At 63.0% G+C, this 23,176-nt stretch carries 24 protein-coding genes; 9 read left to right on the forward strand and 15 right to left on the reverse strand.

The window, feature by feature from the left end:
• The first annotated feature begins 8 nt into the window (after window positions 1-8).
• Both ACR30Z_RS06685 and ACR30Z_RS06690 read left to right on the forward strand, forming a co-directional pair.
• Window positions 9-1,115, forward strand: a complete 1,107-nt coding sequence (locus ACR30Z_RS06685) for a glycosyltransferase family 4 protein (RefSeq protein WP_434371690.1) — start codon at window positions 9-11, stop codon at window positions 1,113-1,115.
• Window positions 1,116-1,125: 10 nt separating this feature from the next.
• Window positions 1,126-1,914 carry a PIG-L deacetylase family protein gene (locus ACR30Z_RS06690; RefSeq protein ID WP_144647456.1) on the forward strand — a complete coding sequence of 263 codons (789 nt, stop codon included), beginning with the start codon at window positions 1,126-1,128 and terminating at the stop codon, window positions 1,912-1,914.
• Window positions 1,915-1,937: 23 nt separating this feature from the next.
• On the opposite strand, the gene ACR30Z_RS06695 is transcribed toward ACR30Z_RS06690, so the two are convergent.
• The 3 genes from ACR30Z_RS06695 to deoC form a co-directional block, all read right to left on the reverse strand.
• Window positions 1,938-3,044 carry a right-handed parallel beta-helix repeat-containing protein gene (locus tag ACR30Z_RS06695; protein ID WP_144647454.1) on the reverse strand — a complete coding sequence of 369 codons (1,107 nt, stop codon included), beginning with the start codon at window positions 3,042-3,044 and terminating at the stop codon, window positions 1,938-1,940.
• Between the two features lie 87 nt (window positions 3,045-3,131).
• The gene (locus ACR30Z_RS06700) at window positions 3,132-3,359 is read right to left on the reverse strand and encodes a hypothetical protein (protein WP_144647452.1); all 228 of its coding nucleotides are present in this window, start codon (window positions 3,357-3,359) and stop codon (window positions 3,132-3,134) included.
• A 53-nt stretch (window positions 3,360-3,412) separates the two neighbouring features.
• A complete protein-coding gene (gene deoC, locus ACR30Z_RS06705) occupies window positions 3,413-4,105 on the reverse strand; it encodes a deoxyribose-phosphate aldolase (RefSeq protein WP_144647450.1) in 693 nt (230 codons plus the stop codon).
• Between the two features lie 464 nt (window positions 4,106-4,569).
• Here deoC and ACR30Z_RS06710 point away from each other — a divergent pair, with 464 nt between their 5' ends.
• From ACR30Z_RS06710 to ACR30Z_RS06725, 4 genes are read left to right on the forward strand one after another with little or no spacing between them, the layout of a single operon-like run.
• The gene (locus tag ACR30Z_RS06710) at window positions 4,570-5,160 is read left to right on the forward strand and encodes a hypothetical protein (RefSeq protein WP_434371691.1); all 591 of its coding nucleotides are present in this window, start codon (window positions 4,570-4,572) and stop codon (window positions 5,158-5,160) included.
• A 2-nt stretch (window positions 5,161-5,162) separates the two neighbouring features.
• Complete coding sequence (locus ACR30Z_RS06715) at window positions 5,163-5,735, forward strand: hypothetical protein (RefSeq protein WP_434371692.1); 573 nt, start codon at window positions 5,163-5,165, stop codon at window positions 5,733-5,735.
• A gap of 20 nt (window positions 5,736-5,755) precedes the next feature.
• On the forward strand, window positions 5,756-6,337 hold the full coding sequence (locus tag ACR30Z_RS06720) for a hypothetical protein (RefSeq protein WP_434371694.1): 582 nt from the start codon (window positions 5,756-5,758) through the stop codon (window positions 6,335-6,337).
• Entirely contained in the window at window positions 6,337-6,879 is a 543-nt protein-coding gene (locus ACR30Z_RS06725) for a hypothetical protein (protein WP_434371695.1), read from the forward strand. The genes ACR30Z_RS06720 and ACR30Z_RS06725 overlap by 1 nt, the downstream gene beginning before the upstream one ends.
• Window positions 6,880-6,926: 47 nt before the next feature.
• On the opposite strand, the gene ACR30Z_RS06730 is transcribed toward ACR30Z_RS06725, so the two are convergent.
• The 11 genes from ACR30Z_RS06730 to ACR30Z_RS06780 all read right to left on the reverse strand — a co-directional run bounded on the left by ACR30Z_RS06730 (window position 6,927) and on the right by ACR30Z_RS06780 (window position 19,095).
• Window positions 6,927-7,994 carry a DUF4062 domain-containing protein gene (locus tag ACR30Z_RS06730; RefSeq protein WP_434371697.1) on the reverse strand — a complete coding sequence of 356 codons (1,068 nt, stop codon included), beginning with the start codon at window positions 7,992-7,994 and terminating at the stop codon, window positions 6,927-6,929.
• 30 nt (window positions 7,995-8,024) lie between these two features.
• Window positions 8,025-8,363, reverse strand: coding sequence for a hypothetical protein (locus tag ACR30Z_RS06735; protein ID WP_434371699.1), 339 nt, complete (start codon window positions 8,361-8,363; stop codon window positions 8,025-8,027).
• Between the two features lie 123 nt (window positions 8,364-8,486).
• On the reverse strand, window positions 8,487-9,371 hold the full coding sequence (locus ACR30Z_RS06740) for an FAD-dependent oxidoreductase (RefSeq protein ID WP_144653173.1): 885 nt from the start codon (window positions 9,369-9,371) through the stop codon (window positions 8,487-8,489).
• A 172-nt stretch (window positions 9,372-9,543) separates the two neighbouring features.
• Window positions 9,544-10,887, reverse strand: coding sequence for a patatin-like phospholipase family protein (locus ACR30Z_RS06745; protein WP_434371700.1), 1,344 nt, complete (start codon window positions 10,885-10,887; stop codon window positions 9,544-9,546).
• On the reverse strand, window positions 10,884-11,378 hold the full coding sequence (locus tag ACR30Z_RS06750) for a hypothetical protein (RefSeq protein WP_434371701.1): 495 nt from the start codon (window positions 11,376-11,378) through the stop codon (window positions 10,884-10,886). The genes ACR30Z_RS06745 and ACR30Z_RS06750 overlap by 4 nt, the downstream gene beginning before the upstream one ends.
• Window positions 11,375-11,857 (reverse strand): DUF1772 domain-containing protein, encoded by a 483-nt coding sequence (locus ACR30Z_RS06755; RefSeq protein WP_144653175.1) that lies wholly within the window; start codon window positions 11,855-11,857, stop codon window positions 11,375-11,377. The genes ACR30Z_RS06750 and ACR30Z_RS06755 overlap by 4 nt, the downstream gene beginning before the upstream one ends.
• Window positions 11,854-12,828, reverse strand: coding sequence for an acetoacetate decarboxylase family protein (locus tag ACR30Z_RS06760; RefSeq protein ID WP_434371702.1), 975 nt, complete (start codon window positions 12,826-12,828; stop codon window positions 11,854-11,856). Before ACR30Z_RS06760 ends, ACR30Z_RS06755 begins: the two co-directional genes overlap by 4 nt.
• Window positions 12,825-13,898 (reverse strand): esterase, encoded by a 1,074-nt coding sequence (locus ACR30Z_RS06765; protein ID WP_434371703.1) that lies wholly within the window; start codon window positions 13,896-13,898, stop codon window positions 12,825-12,827. Before ACR30Z_RS06765 ends, ACR30Z_RS06760 begins: the two co-directional genes overlap by 4 nt.
• The gene (locus ACR30Z_RS06770; protein ID WP_434371704.1) at window positions 13,895-15,841 is read right to left on the reverse strand and encodes a hypothetical protein; all 1,947 of its coding nucleotides are present in this window, start codon (window positions 15,839-15,841) and stop codon (window positions 13,895-13,897) included. Before ACR30Z_RS06770 ends, ACR30Z_RS06765 begins: the two co-directional genes overlap by 4 nt.
• Window positions 15,838-18,513, reverse strand: a complete 2,676-nt coding sequence (locus ACR30Z_RS06775) for a GMC oxidoreductase (protein ID WP_434371706.1) — start codon at window positions 18,511-18,513, stop codon at window positions 15,838-15,840. The genes ACR30Z_RS06770 and ACR30Z_RS06775 overlap by 4 nt, the downstream gene beginning before the upstream one ends.
• A gap of 144 nt (window positions 18,514-18,657) precedes the next feature.
• A complete protein-coding gene (locus tag ACR30Z_RS06780) occupies window positions 18,658-19,095 on the reverse strand; it encodes a hypothetical protein (RefSeq protein ID WP_144653180.1) in 438 nt (145 codons plus the stop codon).
• A 174-nt stretch (window positions 19,096-19,269) separates the two neighbouring features.
• Here ACR30Z_RS06780 and ACR30Z_RS06785 point away from each other — a divergent pair, with 174 nt between their 5' ends.
• Window positions 19,270-19,866, forward strand: coding sequence for a dihydrofolate reductase family protein (locus tag ACR30Z_RS06785; protein ID WP_434371708.1), 597 nt, complete (start codon window positions 19,270-19,272; stop codon window positions 19,864-19,866).
• Between the two features lie 204 nt (window positions 19,867-20,070).
• Window positions 20,071-20,502: a LexA family protein gene (locus ACR30Z_RS06790; protein ID WP_144653182.1), complete on the forward strand. Its 432-nt coding sequence runs from the start codon at window positions 20,071-20,073 to the stop codon at window positions 20,500-20,502.
• Here ACR30Z_RS06790 and ACR30Z_RS06795 read toward each other — a convergent pair.
• Complete coding sequence (locus ACR30Z_RS06795; RefSeq protein WP_434371710.1) at window positions 20,499-21,509, reverse strand: LacI family DNA-binding transcriptional regulator; 1,011 nt, start codon at window positions 21,507-21,509, stop codon at window positions 20,499-20,501. The genes ACR30Z_RS06790 and ACR30Z_RS06795 overlap by 4 nt on opposite strands.
• A 136-nt stretch (window positions 21,510-21,645) precedes the next feature.
• Here ACR30Z_RS06795 and ACR30Z_RS06800 point away from each other — a divergent pair, with 136 nt between their 5' ends.
• Window positions 21,646-23,112, forward strand: a complete 1,467-nt coding sequence (locus tag ACR30Z_RS06800) for a sugar porter family MFS transporter (RefSeq protein ID WP_434371712.1) — start codon at window positions 21,646-21,648, stop codon at window positions 23,110-23,112.
• The last annotated feature ends 64 nt before the right edge of the window (window positions 23,113-23,176 follow it).

Here is a 23,176-nt window from a genome sequence, read left to right on the forward strand (position 1 = left end):
ATCCCCGCATGCCCGGAGCGGGCGGGGGATCGGTCAGGACCCACGAAATAAACCGACGCCTGGAAGCCAACGGTTTCGACGTGACAGTGCTGACCACACGGTACCCGGGTTGGCAGGAACGGATCCAGGACGGTGTCCACTACGTGCCGATCGGTTGGGGAGCAGGGACCAACCGGTGGGTGAGGCTCGCCGGGTACGTGGTCCGGTTGCCGTTCGAGGTGCGCAAGCGCCGAGGCGCCGCCGACTTGGTGGTGGAAGACTTCTTCGCCCCGTTCTCCACCATGGCAGCCCCGCTGTGGACCAGGAAACCCACCATCGGCGTGGTTCAGTGGCTGCACGCCCGCGACAAGGCCAGGCAGTACAAACTCCCGCTCCACTGGGTGGAACGGTTCGGAGTCCGGCGTCATCGGCGGACCATCGCCGTGTCCGAGGGAATCAAGGACCAACTGACGGCCATAAACCCCGGCATCCATGTGGACGTCATCGGCAACGGCGTTGACCCCGAGGCCTGGAAACCGGCGCCCCGGCTTGGCCGGAACGTTCTTTGCCTCGGCAGGCTGGAGTTCACCGGCAAGGGACTGGATTTGCTGCTTGCGGCCTGGGCGGAATGCCACCACCGGATTGACGGCAAACTGTTGATTGCAGGGATAGGGCCGGATGAGGCGCGCTTGCGGTCAGCCATTGAGGCCGCCGGGCTCTCCGACTCGGTGAGCCTCCTGGGATGGCTTTCGGGCGAGGCAAAGTTCCAAGCACTGAGCGAGGCAAGGCTGGCGGTGGTTCCCTCGCGGCAGGAAACCTTCGGCCTCGTAGCCATCGAGGCCCTGGCTGTGGGGACGCCAGTGATCGCTTTCGACATCCCCTGTCTGCGCGAGATTGTGCCACCCGGTGCGGGATGGCTGGTTGAAGCGTTCGACGTCGGCCACCTCGCCACCGCGCTCGCGGAGCACTACTCAGGGGTCGGGCTTGGTGCTGGCGAACAGGGTCGAGCGTTTGCTGCCGGATACAACTGGGATCGGTTGGCGGCGTTGCAGGGTGCGGCATACAGCGCAGCGCTTTCCGAGATCGGTGGGGGCCATCGCGAAACCGCAGTATCCAGCACGCACACAGAAAGGTGATGACACGCTGATGCAGTCCAGACTTGATCGTTCCCTGGCCGGAGATGCGCCATGGCTGTTCCTCTCACCGCACCTCGATGACGCCGTACTTTCCTGCGGCGCACTGATCGAGGCACAGGCCCAAGGGCGCGAGGTGATCGTGGCAACGCTCTTCACGGAAGCTTCGCCAGGACCCCACACACGGGCAGCGACCTCATTCCTCCGCCAGTGCTCCGGAGCCGATGCAGGGAGCTTGTTCGCGGCCCGCCAGGAGGAGGACAACTCCGTGTTGGACCAGATGGGTGTCCAATCCCTCCATCTCGGGCAGGTAGACGCGCTGTTTCGCAGGCGGCGGCCACCCAAGCTGGGAAGCTCGGCGTGGGCCAGGTTGCTGCCCGAGATGACCCACCGCTATCCCACCTACAGGTTCGACATTGCCCTGGGTCGCATCGCCCGCGGGGACCAAGTACTCATCCGGCAACTCCGCACTGACGTGGCTGCGTTGATGGGACTGACGGGGGCGGAGCTGCTGTTCTGCCCTGTGGGTGTGGGTAAGCACGTGGACCACTTGATCACCCGTGAAGCGGGCATGGCCCATCCGGAAAACCTGGTGCTCTACTCCGACTTCCCGTACGACCTGGTGTCTCAACCCGACCAGGCGCGGTTGGCGCGGTTGGGCTATGTCCCATTGAGCTGGGATCAGGGCCTCGAGTCCAAGACTGCCAGAATTCGGCAGTATGGCACCCAGGCGGACGCGCTCTTCCCAACAGGCGATATTCCGGTGAAGGCAGAAACCTATTTCGTCCCCGCTTTTCAGTAGCAGTCGGGCTTCAGCGGCGGGAGCTAGCAGCCTTCCCGGTTATTTGAGACGACGTTGCCCGGAGCCTCGCCGAGCTTCATAGCCCCGCTCTGGCAGACGACGTTGTCCGTCACCGTGATGTTCTTCAGGTCGCCTTGGAAATCCAGCCACGGTCCCGGAGTATCGGTGACGGAGTTGTTCTTCACCACGATGTCGTGAACGGCAGCGTTGCCGTCGTAGTACCCGATTTTCACGCCGTTGGGGGAGCCCCAGAACCGGTTGGCCTCCACCGAGATGTTGCGGATTTCATGCTTTCCCACCGCCAGCTGCATCGCCGAACCGTGAGATCCGCCGCGGACCTTGTTGTTCTTGTAGGTCACGTCATAGACCGGAGCGCCGATGGTTTGAGCCACGAGGCCGTCGTCGCCGTCGTCTCCTTGGCGTTGGTCAACAGTGTTGCCTTCCACTATGCCGCCGTGTGAGTCGGTGATGTGGATGCCGTCCAATTGGTCGTACTTTCCGCTGCTGGTCACCAAAGTGTCATTGTTGCGGATGCAGAAGTTACTGCTGGCGACCACCGCGATGGAGTAGGTGAAGGGGTTCCGCGTTCGGACATCCTCTACCAAGGCATTAGTGGTGTGGCGGACGTCGATCAGGTATTCGGTGAGGCGCCCAGGAGTGTTGCCGTCCAGCTCCTCACCGCTTTGGTCCGCCGTCAAGTGGGAGATGGTGACATTCTGGGCGCCGTTGGTGGTAATCAGCGGGTGGCCACCGAAGGGGCCCTTGGTCTCCAGGAACTCCGGGCCGGCCTTCAGCACGGTGGCTGCTCCGGTTCCCTTGAGGGCAACGTTGCTCTTGAGCACCAAAGGCCGGCCAAGAGTGAAAGTTCCTGCGGGCAGCTGGACGATACCCCCACCGTCTTTGGAGGCTGAATCGATGAGCTGCTGGAGTGATTTTGACGTGTCCTCCGGGTCCAGGTACTGCTGGGTGGTGAACTCCTTGACCTGTGTGGCCTGGCTCCCGGGAGCCCTGCAATAGTCCGTGGCCACCGGCGTCTCCGCACCCGGATTCGCGGCTACCACGGCAACCCCCAGCCCGGCAGCAGCGAGGGCAAGGACCAGGACCGCAACTTTTGGGCCGGCAGACTTCATGGCACCACCCTATCCTCAGGGGGTTTCCGGCAGGTTAAAGAGGAATGGCCCGGGCAGCAGCCCGGGCCATTCCGAAACAAAGGAGGTTTAGCTTTCGCCAGCGGAATCGGAGCGACCAAGAATGGTCTGCGGGATCCAGAACGCGAGGGCGAAGAGGCCAAGGCACACAGCCATGGGCCACGGGTTGTCCAAGCTCAGGAAGGACAGCGAGTAGATGGCGCCCAGGAAGAGCACAATCATGACCAGGAACAGGACAATGCTTGTAACGAGGTTGTTTTCCCGTTCAATGGGGGCACTTGAAGCGTTCTTGGACATTCATTCCTCCTCGGCCCCGCAGGGCTCAAAATTCTTGGGCTGTTGCGGAAGCCTTAGTAGGCAGATGAACCCTGTTCACCTTTGACGATCGCAATTCCGGAACTCGCGCCGATACGTGTTGCACCAGCAGCAATCATAGCCTGTGCGTCGGCCAGGGAGCGCACTCCGCCGGAGGCCTTGACGCCGAGGTCGGGCCCGACGGTCCTGCGCATCAGGGCAACGTCTTCAACCGTGGCGCCGCCGCCGTTGAATCCCGTGGACGTCTTGACGAAATCTGCTCCGGCTTCCACGGCGGCTTCACAGGCTATGACTTTCTGCTCATCCGTCAGCATGGAGGTCTCAATGATGACCTTCAGGATGGCCTCGCCTGCGTGGACTGTCTCGGCCACGGCCCTGATGTCGTCCACCAGTGCACCTTTGTCGCCTGCGCGGCCGGCGGCCATGTTGATCACCATGTCGATCTCGTCGGCGCCATCCAGTACGGCGCCACGGGCTTCGAAGGCCTTGACGTCGCTGGGCGTGGCTCCGAGTGGGAAACCGATCACCGAGCAGGTCAGCACTCCCGAACCCTTGAGTGCCTTGGTGACCGTCTTGACCCAGACGGGATTCACGCACACCGACTTGAACTTGTACTCGACAGCCTCGGCACAGACCTTGAGGACATCAGCCTCGCTGGCTTCCGGCTTCAACAGCGTGTGGTCGATGTAGGAGGCGATGTTTGCAGGGGCGACGGCTTCGTTGCTCATGGGATCCTTCCGTGCAGGGCGTGGCCGGCCCGGTGGCCGCAGGGTTGTCACTGCCCGTCAAAGGACCATCTTGCCACATGCTCTTCGGGTCAGCCGGGGTTGTCCACATAGGCCAAGTAGGGCCTGATGGTGGCTGTTGCTGGCTGGAAGAGTCTGGGTATGGATCGGACTCGGGACGGGCACGCGGGCGCAGACGCAACGGTCGCGCCGGACGGTGTCGTGCGTCGTTGGTCCAGTGCTTCGCCGCCCCGGGTGTCTGGTCTCATCACCCTCCTGCGCTCCGTCCCCCTGGGTATCGGCAGCGGTGAGTTGATTGATCAGGTCCGGGGGGGGTGTAGTTGTGCTCGGCCATAACCAATTCGTAATGCTGGCCGTTCTCGCGGAAGCGCGATGGTTTGTCGAAGATGGAACCCATGCACTGAGTTTAGGCGGGGAATGTCGTGTCCGTTGTGTACGTTTGGGCTGTGGATCAAGAAACGATACGCCTCATTATTACCGCCACTGCGGCACTTCTCGCTGGCTGGGGCGGCTCGGGACTGACCGCCTACATAAACCGCCGCAATACGACCGATACGCTTGCGGCCTCCGAACGCAGTAGGAACGAGCAGTGGGACCGGACGGAAAGCCGCGAGCACGAAGTTTGGGTTCGGGATCAGAAGCAGCAAGCATATGCCGACTTTGTTCTAGAAGCGGACAAGGCTGTTAGCGACGCTAGGAGCATGTGGAAAGGCGGGTTGGATGAGTCCAGCGTGAATATTTCGGGGGCTAGGATGCGGATAAGAATGGTGGGTTCACCAGTGCTTCGCACTGTGGCTTGGGAGGTTGAGCAGGCGCTCAAGAAGTTGCTGGAATATTCACGTCCCGAGGTAGACCAATATGGCATTCCTCGTCAGCGTTCCGGCAGCTATGAAGAACATTCGTTCTTGGCTCTCGAAGTGGAAGCCCTGCTCCAGGACTTCGTAGCGAAAAGCCGCCGGGACCTCGGGACTGCGTCACCAGGCGATAGCTCGGTAAGGGACGGGGTTGGAATTCAGGCTGATGAGGACGAAGACTAGAAGTGGCCCCACAGACGCTGACGCTTACCAGTCAACTGATCACAGGAAGCGTTGCACTGATTGCCGGGCTCGGCGGAGCCGGACTGACGACCTTCGTCAACCGCAAAAATACCAAGGACTCCATGGCGGCGGCGCGCCTCACTGCGGAGGAGCAGTCGATCAAGGCCCAGGAGCAGGAACATGCAGCCTGGCTCCGCGATAAAAAGCAGGAAGCCTACGCGGCGTACCAAGCCGAGGCTGGAACATTGTTCCGTAAAGTGAATGGCTGGTACGGCGATGACGAGCCCGTTCCATCGGTTGATGGCCTTCCTCCTATTCTCGGGCGGGTGCGGCTGATCGGGAGCGAAGATGCTGTACTACTTGCCAACGCCATGAGCGTGTCGGTGAGTTCATCCTGGTCAAACAGGGTGTACGAACGCACGTATCGGAAGGGAGGGAAAACGGAGGAAGCGAAGAAGCAGCGGGACGAGTCGAATCGACTGCGAACGCAGTTTAATGACCTGTTGGCGAAGTACCTCACGGTTGTTCGACGAGAGCTTGGCGCACATGGCTCCAACAGGAACGCCCAACCTTAGCGGTTGTGTACGTTTGGACCATGGATCAACAGACGGCGACCTTGCTCTCCCAAATCATCACTGCCTGCGCAGCGATCGCAGGTGGACTTGGTGGTGCAATGTACACCGCGCACATGAATCGCCGGAACACTGGAGCCACGCTAGAAGCTACGCGCCAGTTAAGTGAGGACAAGTGGAGGAGGGCTCAGGACCAAGAGCATGTCACCTGGCTGCGCGGACAGAAGCAGGAGGCTTATACAGACTTTCTTTCGACGGTTGATTCAGTGGTCAAAGAAATCCTTGGGAACATGACCGAACGAGACACGTTGCTTCCGGGACTCCACGACGTAATCACAAAGCTCACCAGACTACGGCTCGTCGGCAGCGATGACACCAACACCATTGCGAAAGACATAGTCGCATCGATAGGGGATGTCATTGATATTGCGCGTGCAACTCAAAAGGAGCTTCAATCCGGCACACGATCGGAAGCCTCCGAAATGGCTCTCACGGAGGCCATGGTCAACCTGTATAAGCAGGTAGCAGAACTAGTTGGCGCCGCCCGGATGGAGTTCGGCACAGACTTTCTACCCAGTGAATTCGATATAGCGCGAGGCAAGTAGTGGATCAGGAAACAATTAGGCTCGTCGTAACGGCGAGCGTGGCCTTGGTAGCCGGTTTGGGTGGGGCGGGACTTACTGCCTGGATTAACCGGAAGAACACGGTAGAAACGCTCGCCGCTTCCGCGGAACGCGACCATGCTACGTGGCTTCGAACCCATCAGCAGGAGGCCTACGCCGAGTTCCTTGCCAAAGCAGTAGCTGTAATTCACGTAGCGAACTCCAACCCCAACTCACGCATGCCCGCTGCTCCACCGCTCGATGACATGTCCATCGCCCGCGGACGGCTTACGCTCGTGGGCGGCGCCGAAACCATTGACTGGTCAAAGCGGATCGACTTTGAAGCCAGGAGAGCGGTCATAGTGAGGATGCAGATGGACGAGGCGAAAGATCATTCTGCCGAGGAGATGCAGGACTGGATATCGCTCACCAGCGCGAGCAGAGATTTTCATTCTCTCGTCGGCAGATTTGTTGATGCGGCCCGGACGGAACTTGGCACTGGGCCGGCTCCTGAAACAGAGAACGATCCCGGAGAAGACGACTAACCTTTGGGTCGTCCAGCTGCCAGGGCAAGAGCCTCGGCGGGAAAGTGCTAACTACGCTCTGCGGCCACCGTATTGTCATTGGTCTTTCGGCGTGCGCGGAGCTGCATCATGCGGTCTTCACCCTCAGCGGTCAGTTTCCAATACCGCCAACGGTCGTTGACGCCACGCTTCTGTGTTCCCCTCGCAACCAATTTCAGAGCCATCAATTGGATCACAACCTCGTCCAACATGCCTGGCGTAGTAACCTTGGTACCCAAGATTTCGCGAACCTTAACGTCGGGGAGAATCTCCGAAAAAATCTGAACTCCGAGCGACGCCAGATGCGTGTTTAGCGCCCTTTCCAAATCGCGGTCAGAAACTTCATGGAGCATTTTCGGCGCTATGCCGCCGAAAATCTCATTCCAAGTCGCAAGGACCTCGTAGTCGCATTCGTAACCAGCTCCGTCGGCATCATCAAGGTAGTCGATCTGCACGGCGAACTCGACTTTGTCCTCGCCATCTTCAAGGTCCGGGAAAAGGGGCGTTGTCCCAGCCGTTGCGGATTCGTTAGCCTTGGCGCGCAACTCAGCCAGCTCGCCCCGTATCTCAGGTGTCATGGCCAGGTCGCCGCGGACCCACCCTATAGCGGGCTTCTTCTTCTGGAGCGCAACCAGAGACGTGGCAATCTGGGCGGCAAGGTCGTCCTTGCCGTCGAAGTACCGCACAGTGCGCTTGGACTCGGCCTTCTTTCGGAACTCCTCCAGCTTTTCGGCCTTTTTCGGGTCCAGCTCAGTCTTTTGTTTGACCACCGAATCTGGGTCCCGCTTCAGGAAGGCCATGACCGGAGTCTGTGTCTCGATGGCGTAGTCGTACTCCATCTCGGTGTAGCTCACATCAGTCTCGGCGTCTACTGAGCCGTACTTCCCACCCAGAATGAGAATGTAGTAGTCGGAGTCATCAATGACTCCTTTGATGAGGTCCATCTTGTCGTCATCGCCTGCGGGGAATAGCTCCATGCCAGCCGGGAAGCAGTTCAGCTCCAGCAATATTCGTGTAACGGCTTGTCGCTCCTCGACCAGATCAAGGTAGGTGGAGCTTACGAAAACCTGCGGGCGGACGTCCATGAAATTCCCCATTCTGACACTGCAGTAAACCAGCCACCAATCCTATCCGCCGGTAGCGCCCTTTCTGCGCAGGGCGGGCGGTACCCGGCCATCTCGGCTACCGCCTGCCCGCGCTGTTTCAGGCGCCCTGGGGGCGACCTTGAGTCGGACCAAGTAGGCGGCAACAGAGGACAGGACGGCCTTGATGATCAGCACGCCGAAGCCAGCCCAGAACAGGCCGCTGGTAACGTCCTGCTCGACCATGGTCAGGCCAACGCCGAGGGCGCTGACAATGTCGATGCCCACGGCAACCCTGAGGGTGCGGAGCGCCCGTTCGAATGCGTCAGAGTGCCGGGTTACGGCCACGTCAACGGCCACCGCTGGCGCCGCTGGGGGCGTCAAGGCGACACCATCACGAGGCTCGACACCGTCCCGAGACGCACGACGATGGCTGCGCCACCGTGCTTAGGCGCTCAAATACACTCGTCGCGCACGGGTTCCTGCTGACTCACTGCCAAGCTGCAGCTAAGCCGCCATGGGTACCTGCTGGTCCCTGTTCGTCGCCCCCAGCAGCATGCCCGAAGCACACAGCATTGCGGAGGACTCCGCGGAGAGGAGCAGGCCCAACCGGAGTCCGTCGCAGGAGGCGGCATCGCCAATGGCCCAGATCCCAGGAACGGAAGTGGCAAGGTCGCGCCCGACGGCGATGCCGCCATCGGGAGCTGTCAAGAGTCCGGCGCTCTCAGCAAGGTCGTTGCGCGCGGCGCGTTCCTCGGCGATGACCACGAGGTCGCCGTTCATGCTGCTGCCATCCTCGAACAGGATGCCGGTGGCGGGCAGCGAGGAAGCGGGCATCCCGGCGGTGGCAGCGAAAGGAATCACTGCGGCGGGGCGGAGGGTGGTTCGGACGGGGCGTACTCCACGGGCGCGGAGTACGGCTTCTGCCTGGCCGGCCGCGGGTCCGTTGCCCACGAGGATTCCCAGCGGCCGCCGGCCCACCAGCCGGGTGACGTCCTTGACTGCTTCACCGATGTTCGCGGCGTCGTCGATGGTGGAGTAGCTCAGGCTGGATTCAGCGCCGGCTACCGGGGGCAGGACGGGAGCCGAACCCGTTGCGATGACCAACTGATCGTAGGAGAACTCCATGCCGTCAACGGTGGTGACGATTTTGGTGTCGGCATCGATGAAGCTGGCTGCCTGGCCGAAGCGGACGGAGACCTGGGGGAGTTCTGCAAGTTCCAGGAGCGCCTCCGGGCAGTCGTCCCGGTTGCTGAGCACGGTGATGTTTCCATCGAAGGGCCGTTGCCGCGAGCCGGACGTGCCAGCCAGCCGCCGAACCAAAGCCTGAGCCGCGGGACCTGCGCCTGCGATGACGATGTGGAAGGAAGCTGCGGACGGGGTGGCGGACATGGTGGGCCCTTTCGCTGATGACCTGTTTGGTGCTGTTGATCATTAGCGTAGGGGGCCGGTTTTTCGCGGGTGTTTCCCCGCTGTTGCCATCTTTGGCTGTTTCGTAGCGTGGTGTTTACCCGCCGGTAATAACGTGCGTCACACTGTGGTGGACCAACAGCCGGCCGGGGATTCAGTAACGGCGCAGGAGTTCGCGGAACCCGTTTCCAGCGAAGCCCGCCACCGCCGCTGCCCTGTCCACGAAACCGTGGGCGCCCACCGGCTCAATGGAAGCCAAGAGTCCGGCGGCGTCCGCCAGGCTCATAGTGAGTTCCGCAGACAAATCACCGGCCTTCAGCAGTGCAATCCTGGAGTCCGCCCAGGCATCCGGACCGGGGTCGTCCCGCAAGGTGCGCGTCACAGTCAGGTCCTGCCACCCGCCGTCGAGCTTGATCCTGGCACGGTACGCGACGTCGTCACCGTTGGCCTCCACCTGGCCGTTCGCCAGGAACACCCGGCCGAAGCGCGGGTGTTCAAGGTAGCCGGTGACCTGCGGCAGTTCAGGACCGGGTACGGAAGGCATCACGACGGCGGCCCGGAACCGCAGGGGTTCACCGTCCACGACGCCGGTCAGGACGTCGGTGAAACGAACTCCGGGAGCGGGCTCTGTCATGGCGGTGCAGCCGGAATCCTTGGCGACCCCGGCCGGAGTCATTGATTCCAGATACGCGCGGGCATCGCGGTAGCCCATGCCAATCAGCGTGTCGGCGTCGATCCTTCCCAGGTAGAACTCCGGATCCAAAGGAAGCGGATGCTTGGGCCGGACCACGTGCAACACAAACTCACGCCCAGCAGCGGCGGCTGCCTCGAAGTCCGCCAACAACGCACCCATGGCACTCATCTCGATCATGTGCACGTACTGCTCAAGCGGTCCGTCCCCCCAGTAAGGGGAATTGCCGATGCACCAGATCAGCCACACTTCATCGGCACCGCGGCGCAGGGCTTCGGCAACGTTGGCGTCGCGTACCCAGACGGCGTCCGTCCAGATCTTTCCGTCGCGGCGCAGTGGCGTGAGGAAAATAGGCAACGACATACCAGCGGCCATCAACTCAGCGTCGATGCCGGTGGCGTCTATGGCGTGGCACTTCTTGCCGATGAACTCCACCACGTTGAAGGAGCCTTCGACGGCGTCAGGTTCCGCCGCGTGCGCACGGATGGTGGCGTCGTCAATTCCCAAGGTGGGAAAGACTTTGGCGAGGATGCCGTCGGCATCGCCCACCGCGGGGAGTGCCCACGGGCCCTTGACGTAGTCGCCAAGGGGCAGGGCCGATCCGAAGTCCTTGACGTTCACGCCTGACCAGCGCGTGCACATCTCCTCCGGTGATACCCCGGAAAGCAGCATCCCGGCCGTGAGAATGCCGCCAGACGTGCCATCGACGTGGTGAAATTCCAGGCCTTCCTCGGCGAGCGCTTTCATCACACCGGCCTGCCACGCCACGCGCATTCCACCGCCGGCCAGGACCAGGGACCGTTTCACGGCGTGTTTCCTGTGGCCAGCCCGGTGCTGACTGGCTCCGAGCTGGTCCGACGCCAGTAGATGAACAGGAGCACCGCCGTCGCGAGGTCAAAGAAGGCGACCAGCAACGCCAGGGGTGAGAAGACGCCGTTGAGGACCCCTATCCCTACTGCCCCGAACGCCCCTGTTTTCTGTACCCCGGACCACAGCACTACTTCGGGGGAGGGCACGGCGTTGAGGAGGGTGTGGAGGAGCAGTCCGCCTACCACCACCATGAACATGCCCACAGTGCCGAAGAGTTGGCGGGTTTCGGGGGTTGGTTCGGCGCCGAGGAGCTGGAGGATCGGGCCGCCGAAAGGGACCTGTACGGCACCGGTGAGGACGGTGATGATGGCGATAACGGCGAGGACGGCCCGGAGGGGGTCGGCGAGGGCCCACGCCACGGTTCCGGGAGGGTGTGTTTTCTGTGAGCGTGCTGGATGACCCGGTTGGGCTGGCTGCTGGGCGGTCATGCGAAGGACTCCAAGAGGCGCCCGCGGTCCACCAGTAGCCACACCATGGCTGCCCAGGTCAGGGTGGAGACGTAGAAGCGGATGTCGTTGAGCATCATCCATCGCTTCAGCAGGGAACGGAGTTCGGTGTCGTCGGCGAAGTCACCGCCACGGATCCGGACGTTGATGGGGATGATGATGCCTTGGCCCACCCAGGTGAGCACGATGATTCCCACCAGGCAGATGATGGCGGGGATGACTCGGACGGTGCCCCATTCGGACCACACCAGAATGCCGCCGGAGATAAACATGATGGGCACCACGATGGTGAAGAATTTGGTGGCCGCCCGGGTGGGGATGCCGAAGTGCATGTCCACGTTGTCGCGCGCCAAGGATTCCCAAGTGGGGTAGAGGAAGAACTTGAGGACCCACATGGTGCCCACGTACATGGTGGCACCGAACAGGAAATAGAGGGCGTTGATCAGGAGCAGCCAGTTCATTGGGCACCCCCGGAAGCGTGGCCAGTGGCTGTGGCGGCCCCCGGCACGCGGCTACGGTCCGGTGGGGCGAGCCATTCCTGCCCCTGCCCCAGACTGACGACGCTGTCCAGCATGTCCCCGCCCCTGAGGGCCCCGGCCTCGGCTTCCGACGGAGCCGTGAGGAACCAGGCCTCGTAGTGGTCGTCCAGCACGCCGTGCGCCTGTGGCAGCCAGGCAGTGAACACCGGTTTGTCTTCGACCTGCAGTTTCTTCAAAGGTCCGACGCCGGGTGCGTCACCCAGGATGAGACGGGCCTTCGCCTGTGCTCCGAGGGCGATGTCCCCGGTGGCTTCGAAGTAGATGTCCGATTTCCAGAGCATGTTCCGGAAGACGCAGTAGTTGGACGCGGCGAGCTTGAGGGGGAGCGCGAGGGGTTCCGGCCGTTCGATTTCGATGTAGCAGCCCAGCTCACCGTCCTTGTCGTATTGCGCGGACACTGTGGAGTCCGTAACCACGAAGTCGAGGTTGGCTTGGTGTTTGGGCATGCCCCAGATGCCCTTGCCGCCTTTGACGGAGATTTCCGAACTGACGGGCAGGTCCACCACGAACTGGCCGAGTTTGAAGGTCTTCTGGAATATCAGCGGCAGGATGGGTGGGGCTGGCCTGCTGCCGTGGGTGATGGCGATGGCCAGGGAGTATTCGATGTACTTGCCAATGTCCGTGGATTTGTAGTTGACCACCGTGACCACCAGCAGTCCCTTGCCGCCCAGGCTGAACGGCCGCATCTCGGATCCCGGCAATGCCGCCGCAGCGGCGCGTTTGTTGATGGGGAAAGCGGCCATCAGTACAGGGGAATCGTCGGAATTGACGGGCATTACGTACTTGATCCCGTCCGCCAGCGCATGCTGCCCGCGGAGCCGTTCCTGTCTCCGTGGAACCGGCGAAGGGATGAGCTTGAGTAAGGGGGTGACCAGCTCGGTGAGGGTTTTCATGAGTGCAGCTCCTGGTCGGTGGCGGTTTTTTGGGTTCCGTTGAGCTCCTGCACAATGACCGGGAAGGTGTCCTGCCACGCGTGGTCGCCAAAGAAAACGTCCAGGTGGCCGTAACCGGGAATGAGGTGCAGCGAGTCTTTGCCGGGGCGGTGTTGCTGGAAGAACTCGTAGGTTCGTTGCTGGCTTTCGGGAAGGAAACACCGGTTGTCGAGGCCGGCGATAAAGGCGAACCGGGCATCGGTCTGCGGAGCATCGGCTACAAAGTTGTCCGGTAGTTCCGGATGGTCGCCGGCGGCCACCATGTGTCCGGCTTTGATGCTGCGGCCCATCTCCTCGAAGAACGTCACCGGCACCTCCGCGAACTCGCCGCTGAGCCATTGGTGAGTGGCGTCGTCGAGGTTTTCGTGAGCCCACAGGGCCGGCCGACCGCTGCCATAGGTGAAACTGACCATTTTGCAGACGGTGTTGTCGCACTCGTGGTGGGTGGCTTTCACCAGCCCTCGGATGGCACGGGTGAAGTAGCCCTGCGACTTGTAGCCCCACGAGGGCGACAGGTAGGGGGTGAAGGCTTTCACCACGGGTGTCAGGTAGTCGATTTTGAGGCGTGAGAACGCGGGCACCACCGGGTGCAGGGACACCGCGTTGGACACGATGGTGTCCACTTGGGGAAGCAGTCCGGCGACGGCGGACATGGTGAACGACGTGGATCCCTGGCAGTGGATCACGGCTTTCATGGTCTCCGCGTCCGTAGCGTTCAGGACGTGTTCGACGGCGGCGGGATGGTCGTACACGGCGGCGTCCGCGAGCGTCCAGGACAGGGGATCGAGGTCGATGGAGGCGCGCCAGTTCAGCATCCACACGTCCCACCCGTCCTCCAGGAGGACATCGACGATCGTGGTCCGGACGGGGGGCCGGAACAGCTCAGCCCTGACGCCGGAGCCATGGACCAGTATCACCGGTCCTTTGGTGGGCTCCAGGGGTGACGTGACGTGGACCAGGCTCAGTGGTGTGTTGTCCCGGGCACGGATCGGGATGACCTCGGTCCGGTGCTCGGCACGGGTGATGATCATGGTGTGGTGCCTTTCCGTGCGATGGTGATGGGTTCTTCAAGCAGCCGCATGGCGGGCAGGCCGGCTTCCGGAACCAGCCGCGCGCCGTCGTCGTTCTTCGCCAGCCGCCAGTCGCGGCAGACCGTGTCCACCATCAGCGGGTACACCGTGAGGTCGCCGTCGGAGCCGAGGTGCATGCGGAGGAAGCCCTTGTGGTCCTCGATGGCTTGCCCGGACATTTTCCACGACGACACCTCGCCCGTGGGCGTAGCCAGGATGAACAGGGCAAAAGCCTCACTGCCAAGCGCCCACCCGCCCAGATACACCAGCGCAAGCGCCAGGAGCAGGACCACGACGCCGGGCCAGCCGTCCGGCCAGGGAACCAGAATCACGACGGCGGCACTCACCGCGAGCGCGGACAGTTGGTAGAGCAGGCCGCGCATGAACACGACGAGTCCTGCCGTGGCCAGCCCGAGAACCCGGGCGATGATCGCCAGCAGGGCGAGCAGAACGGGCATGGCGAGGATCAGGGCGCCCAGGAGCAAGAGGGTATTCCCTGTCCGCACGCTGCGCAGGCTGTCCACGAACGGCTCCCCGCGGAAGGCACTGAAGACCGTCCACAGAGTGAGGGCCGCGATGACGTGCACGACGCCGAGAGACACCCCTATCCCAGGGTTGCGCACAGGCAACCAATACTGCGAGAAGGGGTTGGCCAGCTGGGGGCCGAGCAGCCGGGAGTCACTTTGGCCGGGGAACGTGGTGGGCATGCGGGTGATGTGCCGGGCTTTGTCGGTGGGCTTTTTGTGGTTGCTCGAGGTAGCCCCCGGAGCTGCGGCGTGGGCGGGAAGGGTGATGTCTTTCGGGAGCCAGTGCGTTTCCGACAGGTAGGCGCCGCCCAGTCCGCAGGTGATCAAGTGGGTGCTGCCCGGACTGGGTGCTGCCTGCGGTTGCTGGCCTGGCTGGCTTGGCTGCGAGTACCGGGAGTAGTGGTGGAGGTCGCCGGTGAGCCAGAGTCGGACGCTGGCGCCGGTGTCTTCGAACAGTTGCGTGTGGGGGTCGAAGCGACGGCGGAGGTAGTCCTGCTCGAAGAAGTTGACCTGGCTGAATTCCTTGCTGCCCTTGACCCAGAAGGGAGCGGCGACGCAGAGGATGATCGCGTCGCCGGGCTGTAGCAGCAAGGTGACGTTCCGGTAGAAGTAGTCCAGTTGTGGCTCGTCGATGTATTGGCCCAGTTGGCTGTCGAGGCCTACCAGCCACCAGCCGGGCGTGCCTGTCCGGCCGTTCCCCGGGGACTGGCCCGTCAGCCGTACGGCGAAGTAGCTGCGCGTCTGGATGGTCCGCCACCCCCCGATGCTCCGTTGCCGCGTGAACATCCGGATGAACGAGGTCAGTCCGTCGTACCAGTCGTGGTTGCCGGGGAGGGCCAGCATGATGGGTTGTTCGTCGGGGCGCAGCGAACGCGCCGGCAACGCCATCCGGTACGGACCCGCCATCCGATCCTCGTACGCAGCCGGAGAGGCTACCGGGTAGACCTCGTCGCCTCCGAGGACCAGTACCTTGCCACGGGGGAGTCTGTGTCCTTCAACGGTGAGCGACTCCTCAGCCAGCAACGAGGCCATAGTGTAGGTGGCGTCAAAGCCGTCGCCGAGGTCAGCCGTGAAATCGAGCCACAACTCGGTGGGAGTTACAGGGGCGTGCCCCTCCAGTTCTCCGGGACGTGGAAGACCGCGACTGCTCACCACCGGTTGCGCCGGTTGGCCCGGGACAGGCAGCTTGTCCAGACGCAGGGGATCCGAAGGGAAGCTGCCCTCCAGCTCACGCTTGTCACCAAAATCGGCGAACACGGTGGCTGCCATCACCTTCAACGCCGTCCTGGCCAACGACCTCGGTGAGAGCCAGCGGACCGCCGCCTGGGGAGTGAAACCCAGGACAGCGTGGTGTTCCGCGAGCTCCCGGGTTTTCATCGCTTCGGCTTGAGCGGGAACGGGACGCGCTTGAGGGCCCGTCCGTAAACCTGCCACAGCTCGCCCCCGAACAGTCTGCCGAAGGTCACCAGACCCGCTGCAGGGGCGGGTCCTTCTGCGCGGAACGTGGTTAGCTGCTTGGCGAAGTCGAGCGGCCGGATGTAGAGGATCCCGGCGCCGACCACCCCGTCCTGCTGTTGTGTCTGCGCTGAATCGGGCGTTGTATCGGCCGTTGCAAGGGCCTTTTCCGGGGGCGGCACGTGTCCCCGCAGGATGGTCGCGTACAGCGTGGTGGTGTCCGGCCACAGGTCAAAGCCGGCCTCGTTGTGGATGAGCTTGTGGCCCGTGAACGTGAACGGCGTCCCGCCCGGGTCCCGCAGCCACAAGCGGTACAGCATGCGCCTTGCCGGCCTGCCGTCGCTGGAGGTATCCGTGACGAACAGGTTGAACCATCCCCGTTCCACCGGCATCCGTCCTCCGAAGTAATCCGCCAGCACGTAGCCTTCCGCCGTGGCAGGGTGGCTCGGATCCGCGGCAAAAGCGTCGATGTCCTCCGCAGTGATGGTCAGCTCGAACATGACCTTCCGCGACCGGTCCCGGCCCAGGCTGCGCCCTTTCTCCGGGTCGGTGACGCCAGGACTGAACCAACCGTGCATCTGCTCGGTGAAGCGAACCGAGGTGGGGTCCTTCGTTGCTGTGGCCGGCATCCCGAGACCTCGGCCGCGCTGCGTCGGTGCATCAACCACGGCGCTCGCAGGCTGCTCCTCCTGCGCGCCCTTACCTTTGGTCGCGTCCGGCGCCAGGGCGCGCGGAGCTGATGCACCGACGTCGACGACGGCGCCAGCAGCCTCCTGCTCCACTGTTACCGCATCGCGGGGACTGATTTCCCTGGTGCTGATTCCCTCGGGGCTGGCGTGGTCGGCCTCCTCCAGAATGTGCGCGCAGGTGCGCTCCGCAAACGCTGCAATGGTCAGGGACGGGTTGGCGCCAACCGGCCCGGGCATCGCGGCGCCGTCGACCACGAACAGGCCGGGATAGCCGAAGACCTCGCCGTAGGAATCGCAGACCGCCTCGCCAGGATGTCGCCCGGAGGGCGCGCCGCCGATGGGATGGACCGTGATGACACGCTTTGCCCACCACAGCGGATTGTCGATGAAGTCGCCGTCCAGGTCCTTGGAGATCGACTCCATCGTTTCGCGGACGCGGCCGAAGTACTCCTTGGACGTGGCCATGGTCCAGGCGATGGCGAGCCTGCCGTCGCGTAGGGTCATGACGCCGTCGGGAATGTCCCGGCCCATCCCGAGCAATGGGACGGAACTGGAGGACAAGCGGCCGTCGCCCAAGGCAGCGGCGAGGTCGGCGGAGACGTTGGACCGGCCGGCGTCGAACAGCCTGTCCTTGAAAAGCTGCCCTGCCACCTTGGCAGTGCGCTTGATGGTGGTTCCCAGCTGGGCCGTTTCGATGAGCCAGTTCATGAAGGCCGGATACCCGGCGTCCTCTACGTAGTAGCCTCGACCATCGCCGTCGTCGTCGTTCGAATCCGGAACCCTGATGGCAGTGGTGATCACCGGCCCCTTACTCCCGGCGAGGGTGCGCACGCCCGGCCGCGAGCCGTTGGCCGGGGGAGTCTTGGCGCCCATGATGAACGTCAGGAGGTCGCCGTTGCCGCTGAAGCGGGTTCCCAGGGCGTCGCTGAGCGCGGGAAGGGAACCACGGTTGCGGAGCAGGAGGAAGTTGGTGCCGAACGTGCCTGCACCGAGGATGAGCCTGCGGCAATGGATGATGCGTTCGGTGAGGAGCTCGCCTTGCAGGTCAGGATGGTGGACCACGTAGCGGACTTCGTAGCCTCCGCCGTCCAGCGGCCGGAGGCCGCGGACATCGTGGAAGGTTCGGACATCCGCACCCTTGAACGCCGCCGCGGACACGTAATTATGGTCCAGGGTGTTTTTGGCGCCTGCGTTGCAGCCGATGTCGCATTCGCCGCTGAGCGTGCACGTGGTCCTGACCGTGGTGGGGCCATGGATGCTGCCGTAACTGGGCAACGGGAGCGCCTGGTTGGTACGCGGTTCTGTGTTTGGCGTGGCCGAGAACGTCACGGCGATGGGCGGCCGGGTGATGGAGAGCCCGAGGTTGGCGGCGGATTTCTCCATGGCCATGGTCTTGGCCGTGTCCTTGTACGGGTACGGAACCGGTTGGAGCATGGCCTCGGCGGCGTCGTAGTAGGGGTCCAGGTCCGCGCGGGTGAACGGCCAGTTCTCGTAGCCACCGCCGGGAATGGGTGACTCGTTGACGAACCACTTCTCGTCCTTGCGCAGCAGCACGTTGGCGTAGATCAGCGAGCCGCCGCCGAGGCCACTGGAAACGAGGCCTTCGGTGCCGCGGAAGGTCCATGCGTCGAAGAGTCCGTACAAACCGCGGTCCGGGTCCCAAAAGTTTCTGCCCATCTCCGACGGGGTACGCGCGAAACTGCCGGGCGGGTACGGCTTGCCGCGCTCCATCAGGACCACGGACTGGCCGGCCTCTGCCAGGCGAAGGGCCGCTACCGAACCGCCGAAGCCGGAACCCACCACCACAGCATCAACCTTTTCGATGCCGGTCGAGCTGCGGCGCGGCGGATCAGAAGCGGGTTCAAAACCTGCATCCCCACTGTTCCCGGTCCCCAGACGACCCATGGCCGTTCCTCTCAGAGGAGAGCTGACAACATAGCTGCTGCAGAGGGTACCGGGCTTGGCCGGGCGATGCCTCCGCGGACTATGGGCCTTATGTTCCCACCGGGCAGGGGATCTGTAAATGAGGTGGAGTAAGCACCCGCAGTCTCAGGGCGCGCTGATCCGGGTGTACACCATGTCAAAGTCGTGTTCCAAGGGGCCGCCAGGGTAGGTTCCCCGTTCCAGCCGGGCGTTGATGGTGTTGCCGTCGGCGCTGAAACGGCCAACGAAGCGCTGGGGCCAGTCCGGTCCGTCCCGGAACAGGGTCCACTCGTTGTCCTTGAGCGTCATGTCGTAGATCCGTGCGACGCCGCGGGAATCGAAATAATGCTGCTGGAAAGCACCGTCCGAGCCGGTGGCGCCGATGATGCTCACCGCGTTGGGGTACTCCGGCCGTTGGACAGTGGAACGCTGGATGAGGAAGCCTCCGTTTTCCAGCCATTCGAAGGTGGTCCGGCCGGGGGCTTCCAATCCCGGGATGGACGTTTCCCACTCGCCGATGAGGATGTTCAGTTGCTCCAACGTGGGTTTTGGATCCCGTGCCATGGCCGCCCTCTCTTCGCGGATGTGAACAGGTTCAGCGTAGGACCCGTCCTATCCCGCGCATAGGGCCGAAGCGTTGCGGATGTGGTGCTCGACCCCGGCGATAACCTTCAGCGATTGAACCTTCCCAGGCAGTGGTTCCTATGCGGCCAGGGACGACGGTGGCAGGATGGGCGCATGAGCCAAGTCACCTGCGATCTGACGGTTTCCCTGGACGGGTTCGTTGCCGGTCCCAACCAGTCCCTCGAGCAGCCGCTGGGCGAGCGCGGCGAAAGCTTGCACCGTTGGCAGTTCGAGGAGCGGGAAACCAACGCCGCAGAGATCGAAGGGATCCTCGCCGCAGGTGCGTTCATCATGGGCCGGAACATGTTCGCGGGCCCCGGCCCCGGCCCCTGGGGTGCCGATTGGCATGGATGGTGGGGAGAAGAACCGCCGTATCACGCACCGGTTTACGTCCTCACTCATCACGAACGTGAGCCGCTGGAGATGCAGGGCGGCACAACTTTCCATTTCGTCACGGACGGAGTCGAAGCTGCACTGGACCGCGCACGGGATTCCGCCGGCGGCAAAGATGTTGCCATCGCAGGTGGAGCGCAGACGGCGCGCCAATTTCTCGCGGCGGGGCTGATCGACGAGCTGCGGCTTCACATCTCACCCATGATTCTCGGTGGCGGTGAGCGGCTGCTGGACGGCGTGGGGGACCTGACGCTTGAGCCTGTGGAAGTGAGCGGCACTGGGCTGGTCACCCACGTGCGGTACCGCGTCCTTCGCTGAGCGGAGCCGCGCAGCAGAGCCACTCCATAGCCTTCCGGTCACGGGGTGCTGCGGCGTTTGATAGCACAGGTGCTGGCCATCGCAGGCCTCGCTGTTCGGAAAGGCATGAACACCTCTTCGCAACCCAGGTACACGCCGCGGCAACAATGTCCGTCATTCGCTGTACACTCAAGTATCGAACATATATTCGAATAAAGGTGTGTTGTGGGCGTGATAGTCGGCCCCCGCGTGATAGATGCGGGCTTTTCCTTGATGTCGGTACTGCTGGCTCCCATTCCGGTGTCGGCGGGGTACCCGTCGCCCGCCCAGGATTATTTTGACGGCAGGATCGACCTCAATGAGCACTTGATCAAGGATGTGACCAGCACTTTCGTGGTGAGGGTGACGGGGCAATCGATGGAAGGCGCGGGTATCAGTGACGGCGACGAGTTGATCGTCAACCGGGCGCTGGAGCCCAAGGATGGATCCGTCGTCGTGGCCGTCCTTGATGGCGAGCTGACCATCAAAAGGCTCCGCGTCACACCCTCAGGGGTCATCCTTCAGGCGGAGAATCCAAAGTATCCGGACATTCGGGTGCCAGCCTTGTCCGAGCTGACCATCTGGGGCGTTGCCACCACGTGCCTCCATCACATCTAGGGTGCCGGCGGCGCTGTCGAGTCGCGGACTACCAATTCCGGTGTGAGCCTTTTGTCTGCGACAGGTGCTTCGGGATCATTGAGCCGCTCCAACGCTATTGTTCCCGCTGCTTGGCCCAGGGCGATGGCATGGAGGTCCACGGACGTGAGGTCGATGCCGTGCAGTTTTGCGGTCCTGGAATTGTCATAGCCCACCAGGGACAGGTCGCGCGGGATGGCCAGGCCGAGGCCGTAGGCGGCCTCCCGGGCGCCCAGTGCCAGTTGGTCGTTGTGCGTGAAAATTGCCGTTGGTCGCTCGGCCTGCGTCAGGAGAAGGGTCGCGGCCCGCTGCCCCGCCTCCTGCGTGAAGTCGTCGGCAGCCAGCGTTAGGGGCTTCAGTCCGGCGTCGCGCATGGTCTTTTCATAACTCTGCCGGCGGGCTATGTGTCCGTCGTAAATCGGCCCGGCAAGGTGCGCCACCCGCCGGTGCCCCAGGCTGAGCAGGTGCTCGGTGGCGGCTCTCGCCCCGGCGACATCGTCCGAGTAGACGCTGTCCACGCCCGCCACCGGCCGGGTGACACTCACCAGCGGCACGATCTGTGCCAGCTCAAGCACGCGCTCGTCCGGGTCCAGGAGGGTCGCGGCGATGATGATGCCCACTCGAGCCTCGATCAGGGACTCCAGCGCGCCTCCATCGACGCCGTCCACCGACCGGGAAACGCTGAGGATCAGGCGGTTGCCATCCTGGGGCAGTGCCATGCGGACGCCGCTGAGAATGTCGGCGTAGACCTCGTTACGGATGTCCATCAAGTACAGCCCGACGGCGGAGCGGTGCTTGCGTGCCAGGTCGGCGGCTACTGCGTTCGGCCGGTATCCCAGACGCCTGGCGGCCTCGAAAATTGCTTCCTTGGTTTCGCCGCTGACCCCGGGTGCTCCGCGGAAGGCGAAAGACACGAGGGTTCTGGAGACGCCCACCTCGCGGGCGACATCACTTTGTGTGGCGGGGCGGAGTCGGCGGTCGGGGGCCATGCCCTCCATCCTCCCATGGCGGAGACGGGCAAAATTTGCCATTTGTTAGTTTGACCTTACATTTAAGCCTTTCGCGCGTTAGTCTAAATTCAGAGCGGGTAATTATGACTCGCACCACACTGACAAAGGAGTCCTGATGTCTGCTACGCAAACGCAGCGGGAAGGCGCCCATGGCGTCGCTCTTCCGCCGCTGACCAACGGTCCCCACCGGAAGCGCCTGGGCCTCGTCGCCCTGGTTGCAACCTTCGGTGGCCTGCTGTTCGGCTACGACACTGGTGTCATCAACGGCGCCCTGCGGCCAATGACGGCCGACCTTGGCCTCACGCCGATAACGGAGGGCATCGTTACCAGCTCCTTGCTCTTCGGTGCCGCTGCCGGAGCGGTGGGCGGCGGTCGGCTTTCGGATTCCTGGGGCCGCCGGAAGACCATCATCCTGCTGGCCGTGTTGTTCCTTGCCGGAACCCTTGCCTGCGTCTTCGCGCCGAGCTTTGAAGTCATGGTTCTCGGGCGGGTCATTCTCGGCCTGGCTGTTGGCGGAGCCTCCACGGTGGTTCCCGTCTTCCTTGCCGAGTTGGCGCCCTACGAAATCCGCGGTTCCCTGGCGGGTCGCAACGAGCTCATGATCGTCATCGGCCAGCTCGCGGCGTTCGTGGTCAACGCCATCATCGGCAATCTCTGGGGAGAGTTCGACGGCGTCTGGCGGATTATGCTCGCCGTCGCTGCGCTGCCCGCCATTGCCTTGTTCTTCGGTATGCTGCGGATGCCTGAATCGCCGCGCTGGCTCATTTCGAAGGGGCGCTGGGAAGAAGCGTTGGTGGTCCTGAAGACCATTCGCTCCGTTGAGCGCGCCGAGGCTGAGATGGCCGATGTAAAGCACCTTGCCGACGAGGAGCGAGCTTCCAAGGCGACATCCTGGGGTGCCCTTAAGGACAAGTGGATCCTGCGCATCATCCTGGTAGGCATTGGCTTGGGTGTGGCACAGCAGCTGACGGGCATCAACTCGATCATGTACTACGGCCAGTCGGTGCTGGTGGAAGCCGGCTTTGACTCAAATGCCGCCCTCATTGCCAACATCGCACCCGGCGTGATTGCGGTGGTTGGTGGCGTGATTGCCCTGACACTCATGCAGCGCGTCAATCGACGTACCACCCTGCTGCTGGGTTTCACTCTGACCACCGTCTGCCACTTCCTGATCGGTATCGCCTCGATTGTGCTTCCTGTTGGAAACGCTGCCCGTCCGTTCGTGATCCTCTTCCTGGTGGTGGCGTTCGTCGGGTCCATGCAAACGTTCTTGAACATCGCCGTCTGGGTCATGTTGTCAGAGATCTTCCCGCTGCACGTCCGCGGGTTCGCCATCGGCCTGTCCGTGTTCTGTCTCTGGATTGCCAATGCGCTGCTGGGCCTGTTCTTCCCCACGCTGGTGGCTGGAGTAGGCATTACAGGCACGTTCTTCCTTTTCGGCGTGGTGGGCATCCTGGCCCTCATCTTCATCTATACGCAGGTTCCTGAAACCCGCGGGCGCACCTTGGAGGCACTTGAAGAGGACGTCACCACCGGAGCCATTTACCTGGTGCATAAGAAAGACGCCAGCGTCGGTTCCTAGCCGCGCTGGACCTTGCACGGACATCCCGTCCCCCGGACTTTTCCACAGTCTGAAGGGCGGGATG

This window comes from Paenarthrobacter sp. FR1 (genome assembly GCF_051106045.1).
Classification (GTDB): Bacteria; Actinomycetota; Actinomycetes; order Actinomycetales; family Micrococcaceae; genus Arthrobacter; species Arthrobacter nitroguajacolicus_A.

Coding starts and splice junctions, on each gene's coding strand:
- ACR30Z_RS06685 (WP_434371690.1), top strand. CDS start 9: ATGCCCGGAGCGGGCGGGGGATCGGTCAGGACCCACGAAATAAACCGA.
- ACR30Z_RS06690 (WP_144647456.1), top strand. CDS start 1,126: ATGCAGTCCAGACTTGATCGTTCCCTGGCCGGAGATGCGCCATGGCTG.
- ACR30Z_RS06695 (WP_144647454.1), bottom strand. CDS start 3,044: ATGAAGTCTGCCGGCCCAAAAGTTGCGGTCCTGGTCCTTGCCCTCGCT.
- ACR30Z_RS06700 (WP_144647452.1), bottom strand. CDS start 3,359: ATGTCCAAGAACGCTTCAAGTGCCCCCATTGAACGGGAAAACAACCTC.
- deoC (WP_144647450.1), bottom strand. CDS start 4,105: ATGAGCAACGAAGCCGTCGCCCCTGCAAACATCGCCTCCTACATCGAC.
- ACR30Z_RS06720 (WP_434371694.1), top strand. CDS start 5,756: ATGGATCAACAGACGGCGACCTTGCTCTCCCAAATCATCACTGCCTGC.
- ACR30Z_RS06730 (WP_434371697.1), bottom strand. CDS start 7,994: ATGGGGAATTTCATGGACGTCCGCCCGCAGGTTTTCGTAAGCTCCACC.
- ACR30Z_RS06740 (WP_144653173.1), bottom strand. CDS start 9,371: ATGTCCGCCACCCCGTCCGCAGCTTCCTTCCACATCGTCATCGCAGGC.
- ACR30Z_RS06750 (WP_434371701.1), bottom strand. CDS start 11,378: ATGACCGCCCAGCAGCCAGCCCAACCGGGTCATCCAGCACGCTCACAG.
- ACR30Z_RS06755 (WP_144653175.1), bottom strand. CDS start 11,857: ATGAACTGGCTGCTCCTGATCAACGCCCTCTATTTCCTGTTCGGTGCC.
- ACR30Z_RS06760 (WP_434371702.1), bottom strand. CDS start 12,828: ATGAAAACCCTCACCGAGCTGGTCACCCCCTTACTCAAGCTCATCCCT.
- ACR30Z_RS06765 (WP_434371703.1), bottom strand. CDS start 13,898: ATGATCATCACCCGTGCCGAGCACCGGACCGAGGTCATCCCGATCCGT.
- ACR30Z_RS06770 (WP_434371704.1), bottom strand. CDS start 15,841: ATGAAAACCCGGGAGCTCGCGGAACACCACGCTGTCCTGGGTTTCACT.
- ACR30Z_RS06775 (WP_434371706.1), bottom strand. CDS start 18,513: ATGGGTCGTCTGGGGACCGGGAACAGTGGGGATGCAGGTTTTGAACCC.
- ACR30Z_RS06780 (WP_144653180.1), bottom strand. CDS start 19,095: ATGGCACGGGATCCAAAACCCACGTTGGAGCAACTGAACATCCTCATC.
- ACR30Z_RS06785 (WP_434371708.1), top strand. CDS start 19,270: ATGAGCCAAGTCACCTGCGATCTGACGGTTTCCCTGGACGGGTTCGTT.
- ACR30Z_RS06795 (WP_434371710.1), bottom strand. CDS start 21,509: ATGGCCCCCGACCGCCGACTCCGCCCCGCCACACAAAGTGATGTCGCC.
- ACR30Z_RS06800 (WP_434371712.1), top strand. CDS start 21,646: ATGTCTGCTACGCAAACGCAGCGGGAAGGCGCCCATGGCGTCGCTCTT.